The organism is Planktotalea sp. (assembly GCF_965659345.1).
GTDB lineage: Bacteria > Pseudomonadota > Alphaproteobacteria > Rhodobacterales > Rhodobacteraceae > Planktotalea.
This window is the reverse complement of record NZ_CBFHVK010000029.1, coordinates 20,243-29,985: the sequence shown is the minus strand read 5'-3', so window position 1 is coordinate 29,985 and position 9,743 is coordinate 20,243. Positions and strand designations below refer to the sequence as shown.

At 51.7% G+C, this 9,743-nt stretch carries 10 protein-coding genes; 4 read left to right on the top strand and 6 right to left on the bottom strand.

Annotated features, from left to right (window positions below):
- The 5 genes from ACTG3Z_RS16515 to ACTG3Z_RS16495 form a co-directional block, all read right to left on the bottom strand.
- A partial coding sequence (locus tag ACTG3Z_RS16515; RefSeq protein WP_439144114.1) for a hypothetical protein occupies positions 1-305 on the bottom strand: 305 nt, incomplete at its 3' end.
- Between the two features lie 39 nt (positions 306-344).
- Positions 345-1,325 (bottom strand): hypothetical protein, encoded by a 981-nt coding sequence (locus ACTG3Z_RS16510; RefSeq protein ID WP_439144113.1) that lies wholly within the window; start codon positions 1,323-1,325, stop codon positions 345-347.
- A 120-nt stretch (positions 1,326-1,445) separates the two neighbouring features.
- Positions 1,446-1,676 (bottom strand): hypothetical protein, encoded by a 231-nt coding sequence (locus tag ACTG3Z_RS16505; protein WP_439144112.1) that lies wholly within the window; start codon positions 1,674-1,676, stop codon positions 1,446-1,448.
- 233 nt (positions 1,677-1,909) lie between these two features.
- Positions 1,910-2,854, bottom strand: coding sequence for a lipoyl synthase (gene lipA / locus ACTG3Z_RS16500; RefSeq protein WP_439144111.1), 945 nt, complete (start codon positions 2,852-2,854; stop codon positions 1,910-1,912).
- A 118-nt stretch (positions 2,855-2,972) separates the two neighbouring features.
- Entirely contained in the window at positions 2,973-4,184 is a 1,212-nt protein-coding gene (locus tag ACTG3Z_RS16495; RefSeq protein ID WP_439144110.1) for a DUF6456 domain-containing protein, read from the bottom strand.
- A gap of 87 nt (positions 4,185-4,271) precedes the next feature.
- Between ACTG3Z_RS16495 and ACTG3Z_RS16490 the strand changes: the two genes are divergently transcribed.
- On the top strand, positions 4,272-4,553 hold the full coding sequence (locus tag ACTG3Z_RS16490) for a DUF6477 family protein (RefSeq protein ID WP_439144109.1): 282 nt from the start codon (positions 4,272-4,274) through the stop codon (positions 4,551-4,553).
- A 10-nt stretch (positions 4,554-4,563) separates the two neighbouring features.
- On the opposite strand, the gene ACTG3Z_RS16485 is transcribed toward ACTG3Z_RS16490, so the two are convergent.
- On the bottom strand, positions 4,564-6,111 hold the full coding sequence (locus tag ACTG3Z_RS16485) for a trimethylamine methyltransferase family protein (protein ID WP_439144108.1): 1,548 nt from the start codon (positions 6,109-6,111) through the stop codon (positions 4,564-4,566).
- Positions 6,112-6,294: 183 nt separating this feature from the next.
- On the opposite strand from ACTG3Z_RS16485, the gene guaA reads away from it, so the two are divergent.
- The 3 genes from guaA to ACTG3Z_RS16470 are packed head-to-tail and all read left to right on the top strand — an operon-like array spanning position 6,295 to position 9,743.
- A complete protein-coding gene (gene guaA / locus ACTG3Z_RS16480) occupies positions 6,295-7,869 on the top strand; it encodes a glutamine-hydrolyzing GMP synthase (RefSeq protein WP_439144107.1) in 1,575 nt (524 codons plus the stop codon).
- Positions 7,870-7,915: 46 nt separating this feature from the next.
- The gene (locus ACTG3Z_RS16475; protein WP_439144106.1) at positions 7,916-8,800 is read left to right on the top strand and encodes a DMT family transporter; all 885 of its coding nucleotides are present in this window, start codon (positions 7,916-7,918) and stop codon (positions 8,798-8,800) included.
- Between the two features lie 31 nt (positions 8,801-8,831).
- On the top strand, positions 8,832-9,743 hold the full coding sequence (locus ACTG3Z_RS16470) for a DMT family transporter (protein ID WP_439144105.1): 912 nt from the start codon (positions 8,832-8,834) through the stop codon (positions 9,741-9,743).

Below are 9,743 nucleotides of genomic sequence, written 5' to 3'. Positions count from 1 at the left end.
GTACCGTGGCTGTAGGCTAAATCCGTCTGGGGTAAGGGGGAGATCGGCCTCAGACCGATTTGTGCAACAAAGCCGTTTGCACCCGCAAGACCTGTGCGCGTAGTCGGAAACTGAGATGTGCCAAAACCAACACCGGTTTGTGCGCCAGTTCCTGTCACACGCTCGACATTGTCACCTGTGTTTGGACCAGAGCCCTCAGGCCCATCTGAACTTGAAGTCGTGGTATCCTCTTGGCTAGCGGCGCAAGCACTTAAAAGAACACACAGCCCGAAAAGTCCTGTTTTAAGAGATATATTGGCAAGCATTATAACGGCCTTCCGCGCGTGGAATCTAAAAGGAGGGGCTTAAACGAACTCAAAAACGTCGCTCACGGAAACCGCCAAGAGATCAGCAGCAGTGACATCAGCAAACAAAATTGACACGTCGTAATTGTCAAAAACAACACTGTCGTCTGTATCTGTTAGATAAAAGTTCAAATTGTTTTCGATATAACTGCGCGTGCTTGAGGGGATACCTGCAAGTTGAACAATATCAACGCCGATCTCAAAGTCTTTACGCGCATTCGCAGTCAAGTTCGAGATCATCGGAACACTTGAATTTAGTTCTGCATAGAGCGTGTTTTCATCGACATAGCCTATGACGTCAGTGCCGATGTCGTTGAATTCACGTGTAAGCGAGTCATAGGAAGCGAAATAAAAGACATCCGCGCCACCGCCACCTTGCAAAGAGTCGGCCCCCTTGCCGCCTTCAATAAAATCAGAGCCAGACAAGAATTGCGATGGTCGATCCCCAAGCAAAACATCATTCCCCAGCCCGCCTGACAATTCGTCATCGCCAAAGCCACCCATAAAGAAGTCATCAATGCTCAGGTCGTCATTTTGCGGTGGATCAAATTGATATAACCCACCAGAGTCTATCAACAGATTGCTGCCCATGAGCGCAATCGCCGTATCTTGGCCGTTTCCACCATCAAAGGTCAAACTATGTGTGAAAAGCGCAAAATCGTCACCATCGGAGCCAAAGATCGTATCGGCACCTGCGGATGTGGTGAAAAAATCGCTTTGTGTGGAGCCATGAATAAACTCTGACGCCGACGTGCCAAATATTTTCAGCATCTCCATATCTTCATTGTAGACCATGTCAAACGATTGTTTGCCGTAAAGAAACTGGATAAATTCTTTATCCGCTGTCCCCAACTCGCTCGGGTTCGAGCCATCTGTGTAAGACATTATCGTAACGTCTGTGTTGTCGCGTGCAGGGTTAATTAGGAAATCGCCGTCGAACGGGTGCTCCAGTCCAAGCGCATGCCCAATTTCATGCAGCATGGTTTCAAAACCACTGCGACCGTAATCAAAGCTATTTGGATCGTTGGCATAATAATCAGCGTTGAGAAAAACATCCCCCCCAACGCTATCTTGGAAAATCGCGCCAAGGGCTTCACCGTCCTAAGTTGTTTCACCATTCTCTGTGGCAAACGGAAGATAAGCAAAACCACCAGCAGGACGACCGCCGATATTGGCCATGTCGTCCTCTCCAATCATCGAAATGCGCATGTCGCCACCCCGATCAAGCTCTAGGAATGTAAGACCGCTAACCTCTTCCCAGGTATCAAACGCGTCCCGCACCCCTTGTTTTTGCACCTCTGAATAGGGCGTAACAGCTGTGGTTGTGCGCACATCATACGCCGTCTAAGTTGTCATAAATGAATATGTAATTACAATCGGCGTTCCTGTGGGCAAAGCCACGTTCCAACGTGCCAAGTTGTTTTCAACCGATAAGCTTAGAGCATCTTGGGACAGGGCCATTCTTCACCAACCTAACAAAACAATGTGCATCGAAACGCACGTTTGCATCGATAAGATCACGCCACTTTGATGTCTTCAACTTTAAGTAAAAAAATGCGTTGTGTTCAGCCCAATTTCGCCGCCCGCGCATCGCGAAGACGCGCGAAATCGTCGCCCGCGTGGTAGGAAGAGCGGGTCAAAGGCGTGGCGGAGACCATCAAAAAGCCCTTGCCCCAAGCAGCCTTTTCATACGCTTTGAACTCATCAGGGTCCACAAATCGCGCCACGCCATGGTGTTTAGGCGTTGGTTGCAAATATTGGCCAATGGTCAAAAAGTCGACATCCGCCGCTCGCATGTCATCCATGACTTGCTGCACAGACTGCTTGTCCTCGCCAAGGCCGACCATAATACCGGACTTAGTAAATATCGTCGGGTCCATTTCTTTTACCTGCTGAAGCAAACGCAAAGAATGGAAATACCGCGCCCCTGGGCGCACGCTTGGATACAAGCCAGGCACCGTCTCAAGGTTGTGGTTGAAAACATCGGGACGTGCCTCGACCACAGCTTCAACAGCGCTCACAGGACATTTTAAAAAGTCAGGCGTGAGAACTTCAATCGTTGTGTCCGGTGCGCGGTGGCGCACGGCACGAATGGTTTGGGCAATGTGCTCAGCACCACCGTCTTCCAAATCATCGCGATCCACTGACGTTATCACCACATGGTTCAGACCAAGCGTTTCGACAGCATGCGCCACCCTGCCCGGCTCAAACGCATCAAGCGCCTCCGGCTTGCCCGTCGCAATGTTACAAAAGGTACAACCGCGTGTGCAGATGTCGCCCATGATCATCATCGTCGCATGACCTTGGTTCCAACATTCGCCAACATTCGGACAGCCTGCTTCTTCGCAAACCGTGACTAATTTATTTTCTCGTAAAATATCGCGGGTTTGTTGATATCCAGCACCGGTCGGCGCTTTCACGCGGATCCAATCAGGCTTTTTAGGCTGCGCGTTATCAGGGCGATGCGCCTTTTCAGGGTGCCGCTGATCAGGGATTTTCAAATCGCGCATGGGATGTGACCTCGCTGGAATACTGATGCCTGCGATATAGCATACATTCCAGCGACAGCCAGCCCATCTGACGCATAGCAGCTTTGCGACAGCATTGGTTCTTCAGTGTTTTCAGACCTCAGCCAATCAACACATCGCCCAATTCCGTCTCGTAGAACTGTCGTAGACGAAGCAAGGCAATGCGCAACACGATCTTGCCAGAGCGCGCGGACCAACCCATCCGCTTTTCAGCGCTTTCCAGCCCTTCAAGATAGCAACAGCACCGCAGCGCCACGTCCCCAAGACCGGGACCGAGATAGCGCAACGCCTTGGCCACCCTTTCGCGTGCAGCACTTGGCGCCCCGCCAGTAGAGCCGGATGAGGGGCTGTTCACGTCGGCACCCGCAGTCAGGAAGTTGTCCCAATTTTGCGCAACGCGTGGGCCCAACTGTGCCAATTCAAAATCTTCGCGCAAACGTTCAGCAGCAGTCACTAAGGTGTCATCTAAAAATGGCGCACCATCTTTGTCTTTACGCCGCGCAAGGGCCGCGACCGGACTTTCAGCCGTATTGTAGCGCACGCGACGCGTCTGACTGTCCTCAGATGTCTTCTGACCGTAGTGACCACCCAGCTTCAGACTTTGCGTCATTCCTGCTTCAGACAATTCGGCCAGTTTCGCACGCCCGGCTGCGGTAATTTTATACCGTGAGATACGTCCCGGATTCGCGCACTCCACCCACGCGTTCAACGCAAGAACAGCCACAAACTCAGCCGAAACGGATGCAGTCTTATTTGTTGCACCACTTTGATTTTCGCGCACGACGACGGCAGTATCCATACCTTCAGCAACCGCTAAAACCGACCCCGCTTCACAGAGACGACGCAAGATACGCAGTGTCTGTTGCTCCATGCTCGCGACGTCATTGCTAAAGCCTTTGGTCTTTGGAATATCACTCATATTGGGGGTCTCCTTGGCGCAAAAAGAGGGAGTGCCGTGGAAATAATTGGAACTTAAAGAGTGCAGCGCGCGATCAACAAGGGGATCATCGCGGCGTACTTCAATTTTGCGAATTTGGCGCAGAACCGTTGAGGCGTGACACCCTGCCCTGCGCGCAACTTCACGAATGGGCAAACCAGCTTGAGTATGGGTCAGGTAACGCTGAACCGGTTCAGGCACCCAAGCTGGTATGGTTCCTTGTGCATTCGAAGACATATCTGACACGTGTTCTGACCCTGTTATAAGCAAGTTATCCAAAGAATTATCCACAACTTCGGCTGAAATTGTTACCCAATCGTTAACAGTTAGCCGTGCATTAAGTATTGTTTCGATTTGATAAACAATTCTGAACATGGCGCACGCAGATTGCATCTCAAATGCAACACACCCTTAAGCTGAGTAAGTTTGGATCCAGCAAAATAGCTGTTCAGGGGACAAACAATGCTTGATTTCATGACGCAACTTACGAATCTAAAACGCCCGAAACTTTTGGTAAGCGCTGCCCGCTTCGGGCAAAACGATTATCGTCGTAAAACCCATCTTAAACGCATTTTGGGCGGTGCTATTCCTAGCAAAGCAAGCGCGATATTGATCCAACTCTTCGACCTCGAAAACCATCAAAATACACTACGTAAAACGCGCGACGCTACTTACAGCGCCGCGCGTCATACCGAAGTTTTGATCGCTTTGATCGCTGAACATCAGCGAAAATACTCAATTTAACCGCTAATCCTTAAACAAACGCATCAGGCATAGAGGCTTTTTTGTCTTCTACATAGGCATGAAGTCTCGCCGCGATCTCAGGATCGAGTGCGGGCGGCTGATAAGTTGCAAGCATTTGCTCAACACGAGCGCTTGCGAGCGTTTGCGTATCGCGTGCCCCTTCGTCATGCCACGTCTCAAAAGGTTTGTAATCAAACACATCCGTGCACCAGAATGCCGTTTTAAAGTTGTTTTGGGTGTGTTCACAGCCAAGGTAGTGACCCCCTGGACCAACTTCGCGGATCGCATCCATCGCCTGCGCGTTTTCATCAATTTCAACACCGCGCGCGAGATGGTGAAGAACGCCAAGCTGATCGGCATCCACAACAAATTTCTCGAATGATGAAACCAACCCGCCCTCAAGCCAACCGCAAGAGTGAAGCATAAAGTTCACACCGCCCATAAGCGCGGCGTTGTGCGTGTGTGCTGTTTCATAAGCTGCTTGCGCATCGGGCAACTTAGAGCCGCACAGCCCCCCACCGGAGCGGAACGGAAGCCCCAAACGGCGCGCAAGCTGGCCAGCTCCGTAAAGGATATGGCTTGCTTCAGGCGTGCCAAAGGTCGGAGCCCCTGAATTCATGTCAATTGATGTTACGAACGCTCCTGCAATCACGGGGGCGCCCGGACGGATCAGCTGGCTGTAAGCGATGCCCGCAAGCAATTCAGCCAGAACCTGCGTCAGCGTTCCTGCGACAGAAACAGGTGCCATCGCGCCACCCACGATGAAGGGCGAAATGATGCAAGCTTGGTTGTTCTTTGCATAAACTTCTAAAGCGCCCATCATAATGTCATCGAATGTCATCGGTGAATTGATGTTGATCAGCGACGTCATCACGGTGTTTTCTTGAACGAAGTCTTTACCGAAGAGAATTTCACACATCTCCACGCTATCCTGCGCACGGCTTGGGTCTGTAACAGATCCCATGAACGGCTTGTCGCTTAGCGTCATGTGCGCGAGCAACATATCAAGGTGACGTTTGTTCACAGCTACATCCGTTGGCTCACACACAGTGCCGCCGGAATGGTGTAGCCATTTGGACATATATCCAAGCTTCACGAACTTTTGGAAATCATCCATCGTCGCATAACGACGCCCACCAGCGGCATCGCGTACAAAGGGCGGGCCATAGACGGGTGCACATACGAGTGTGTTTCCACCAATCACGACATTGCGCTCAGGATTGCGCGCATGTTGTGTGAAACTCGCCGGTGCTGTTTTGCAAAGCTCACGCGCCAGACCTTTTGGAATGCGCACGCGCTCACCTTCGATGATAGCACCTGCTTCGCGCCAACGCTCAAGCGCGGCAGGGTTGTTCACAAAGTTAACGCCGACCTCTTCAAGAATTTGCTCCGCATTTGCTTCAATCACATCCAGAGCGGCCTCTGAGAGGACTTCGTAATTCGGGATGTTACGCTCAATGTATTTTGCGGTGTCAAAGCTAACGGATGTGCGCTCTGCGCGGCGGGCTGCACCGCCACCTCCACGGGTTCTACGAGTACGTGCTGCTGCTTCGGCCATAAGTCTTGATCCCCACGATAAAAGTTCATGCGCTAAGTTGCCCCTTCTTATGCGCGAAGCGCGGGGGAAAAGCGCAGGTTTGCGGCCCTTGGGGTGAAAAAGCGACCTTTCTCAAGGTTCATTTCCTTTGTGTGGGTGTTTGAGCGAATTGACCTCCGCCGCGCTCTGCCCTAGAGCACAGATATGACAGAGATATCCCACGACCGCCTTCTTATCATCGACTTTGGCAGCCAAGTGACGCAGTTGATTGCGCGCCGTCTGCGCGAGCTGAATGTTTATTGCGAAATCCACCCTTATCAGAATGTGACGGATGCGTTTCTGGCCGATTTTGCGCCAAAAGCCGTTATTCTTTCTGGTGGTCCAGATAGTGTAACGCGCGAAGGATCCCCGCGTACACCGGAGAGCGTGTTCACCTTTGGCGTCCCTGTCTTGGGGATTTGTTACGGCCAACAGGTGATGATGCAGCAACTTGGGGGTAAAGTTGAGGGCGGTAAGATTTCTGGCGGTGGCGGCACAGCCGAATTTGGCCGCGCTTACGTCACCCCTGAAAACGCATTAGGGCTGCTGGATGGCTGGTTTGCAGATGGCAAAGAACAAGTCTGGATGAGCCATGGAGATCACGTCTCCGCGCTCGCGCCAGGCTTTGAAGTCTACGGAACATCCCCGAATGCACCATACGCAATCACAGCGGATTCAACACGCAACTTTTATGCGGTTCAGTTCCATCCAGAAGTACACCACACCCCGAACGGCGCGAAGCTTTACGAAAACTTTGTGAAGCTCGCCGGATTTAGTGGTGATTGGACAATGGATGCCTACCGTGAACAAGCGATCGAAGCGATCCGCGCGCAGGTTGGCGACAAGAAAGTGATCTGTGGTCTGTCCGGTGGCGTTGATAGCTCTGTTGCAGCTGTTCTTATTCACGAAGCGATTGGCGACCAACTGACCTGTGTGTTTGTTGATCATGGCTTGTTGCGCAAAGGTGAAGCGGATGAAGTCGTCGCGATGTTCCGCGACAACTACAACATGCAGTTTATTCATGCTCAAGAACAAGAATTGTTCCTCGGTGCTTTGGATGGACAAGATGATCCTGAAACCAAACGCAAAATCATCGGTGGCCTGTTTATCGATGTATTCCAAAAATACGCAGGTGAAATTGACGGAGTCGAGTTCCTTGCGCAAGGTACGCTCTACCCTGATGTCATTGAAAGCGTGAGCTTTTCTGGCGGGCCGTCGGTGACAATCAAATCACACCACAATGTAGGTGGCTTGCCCGAAAAGATGGGTTTGAAACTCGTCGAACCGTTGCGGGAATTGTTCAAAGACGAAGTCCGTGCTTTGGGACGTGAGCTGGGTCTGCCATCATCGTTCATCGGACGTCATCCTTTCCCTGGTCCGGGTCTTGCTATTCGCTGCCCTGGTGAGATTACACGAGCAAAATTGGACATTCTGCGTGAAGCTGATGCGGTCTATATCGATCAAATCCGCAAGCACGGGCTCTATGATGACATTTGGCAGGCGTTTGTCGCAATTCTACCTGTGCGCACAGTCGGCGTCATGGGAGATGGGCGCACTTACGATTTTGCCTGCGCTTTGCGCGCGGTGACGTCCGTTGATGGAATGACGGCTGATTACTATCCGTTCACCCATGAATTCCTTGGCGAGACCGCAACGCGGATCATCAATGAAGTGTCAGGTATCAATCGAGTGACCTACGACATCACTTCCAAACCTCCCGGAACGATCGAATGGGAATGATCGGCCAGATTGAAAGCGGCCCTTCGGGGAGAGTTTACTTAGAAAAATGAAGGACACTTTGGCCCCTGAGTTGCGCGCGGCGCTATGGATGATTGGCTCAATCGTGTCATTTTCGTTTATGGCTGTCGCAGGGCGTTGGCTGGCTGAAGGCTATGATACTTTTGAGATCATGCTTTACCGGTCTATCACTGGCATCGTCATCGTTTTTTCTGTCGGGGCCGCAGTTGGGACGTTGGGTGAAATCACGACCCGCTCAGCAGGTGTGCATGTCATTCGCAACGTGTTTCATTTTGGGGGACAAAACCTTTGGTTTTATGCAATCACGGTCATTCCATTGGCGCAGGTTTTTGCCCTTGAATTCACGTCCCCCATCTGGATTTTGGTCCTTTCCCCGATTTTCTTGGGAGAACACATGACGCGCCCGCGTATCGTGGCGGCTGTCTTAGGCTTTATCGGTATTCTGATTGTGACACGCCCTGGCGCGACACCATTGAATGCCGGCATTGTAACTGCCGCACTCGCCGCGATCTGTTTTGCACTGACGGGCTTGTTAACAAAACGACTGACGAAGACAGAGAGCCTGACAACGATTTTGGCCTATCTAACTGTCACACAAGCGATTTTCGGCCTTATATGTGCGGGATATGACGGTGACATCAAACTGCCCACGTTTGAGAGCGCGCCGCTGTTGGGCTTGGTTGGTGTTGCAGGTTTGATAGCACACTTTTGTCTCACCAAGGCTTTGAGCATTGCACCAGCGACTGTTGTCATGCCTATAGATTTTACACGTCTCCCGATCATTGCGGTGATCGGCATGTTGATCTTTGCTGAGCCGCTTGATCCTTGGGTATTTGTAGGTGCAGTGCTGATTTTCGCTGGCAACTATTACAATATCTGGTCTGAAACGCGCAAAGTGCAGGTTTCGGATTGAGCATAGCGACCAATCCAGCAATCACGCCGTTATGAGACAAAGCAAAGATATCACACCGCTTGCATGGATCCTTCTGGCGCTGCTTGGATTGATATGGGGTGGGTCCTTCCTATCAATCCGTATTGCTTTGAATGAAGTCGGTTTTCTCACCTCTGTTGCGCATCGCACAGGCTGGGCCATGTGTTTGCTATGGCTCTATGTCTGGTTTCGCGGCCTTTCTGTGCCAAAAACGCCAGCGGTTTGGGTCGGATTTTTCGGCATGGGCTTGCTGAACAACGCGATCCCCTTTTCCCTCATGGCATGGGGACAATTAACCATTGAGAGCGGACTGACATCGATCCTGAATGCCACAACGGCAATTTTCGGCGTTGTACTTTCCTCGCTCTTTTTTGCTGATGAAAATCTGAGTGTGCGCAAACTTGTTGGTGTTATCATCGGTTTTCTTGGGGTTGCGATTGCAATCGGGCTCGAGCATCTGCGCGCGCTTGATATTCGCTCGCTCGCGCAGCTGGCGGTCATTGCTGGCACATTATCATACGCTTTTGCGGGCATTTGGGCGCGCAAAAGCTTAAGCGGGCTCGCACCGGAAGTTGCCGCAGCGGGTATGCTGAGTGGTTCAACCTTGATCATGCTGCCAGCAGCTTGGATCATCGAAGGGCCGATCACGCTGGCGCTAGAGCCGATCACATGGCTTGCCATCGGATACTACGTGATCATCGCGACCGCCTTGGCCTATTTGCTTTATTATCGCATTCTAGCGCTTGCAGGAAGCGGCAACCTGATGCTTGTGACCTTGCTCGTGCCGCCAATCGCGATTTTGCTCGGCGCGCTTGTTCTTGGTGAAACACTGCATCCACGGGCTTACGCGGGCTTCGCGCTTTTGGCGCTTGGCTTGATCATTCTTGACGGGCGCGGCGTTGACGCGTTGCGCCGCGCCAAGTAG

Bases quoted from the DNA above. Each gene is read 5' to 3' on its own strand.
- ACTG3Z_RS16470 (WP_439144105.1), top strand. From the start codon at position 8,832: ATGAGACAAAGCAAAGATATCACACCGCTTGCATGGATCCTTCTGGCG.
- ACTG3Z_RS16485 (WP_439144108.1), bottom strand. From the start codon at position 6,111: ATGGCCGAAGCAGCAGCACGTACTCGTAGAACCCGTGGAGGTGGCGGT.
- ACTG3Z_RS16495 (WP_439144110.1), bottom strand. From the start codon at position 4,184: ATGTTCAGAATTGTTTATCAAATCGAAACAATACTTAATGCACGGCTA.
- ACTG3Z_RS16475 (WP_439144106.1), top strand. From the start codon at position 7,916: ATGAAGGACACTTTGGCCCCTGAGTTGCGCGCGGCGCTATGGATGATT.
- ACTG3Z_RS16490 (WP_439144109.1), top strand. From the start codon at position 4,272: ATGCTTGATTTCATGACGCAACTTACGAATCTAAAACGCCCGAAACTT.
- lipA (WP_439144111.1), bottom strand. From the start codon at position 2,854: ATGCGCGATTTGAAAATCCCTGATCAGCGGCACCCTGAAAAGGCGCAT.
- ACTG3Z_RS16510 (WP_439144113.1), bottom strand. From the start codon at position 1,325: ATGCTGCATGAAATTGGGCATGCGCTTGGACTGGAGCACCCGTTCGAC.
- guaA (WP_439144107.1), top strand. From the start codon at position 6,295: ATGACAGAGATATCCCACGACCGCCTTCTTATCATCGACTTTGGCAGC.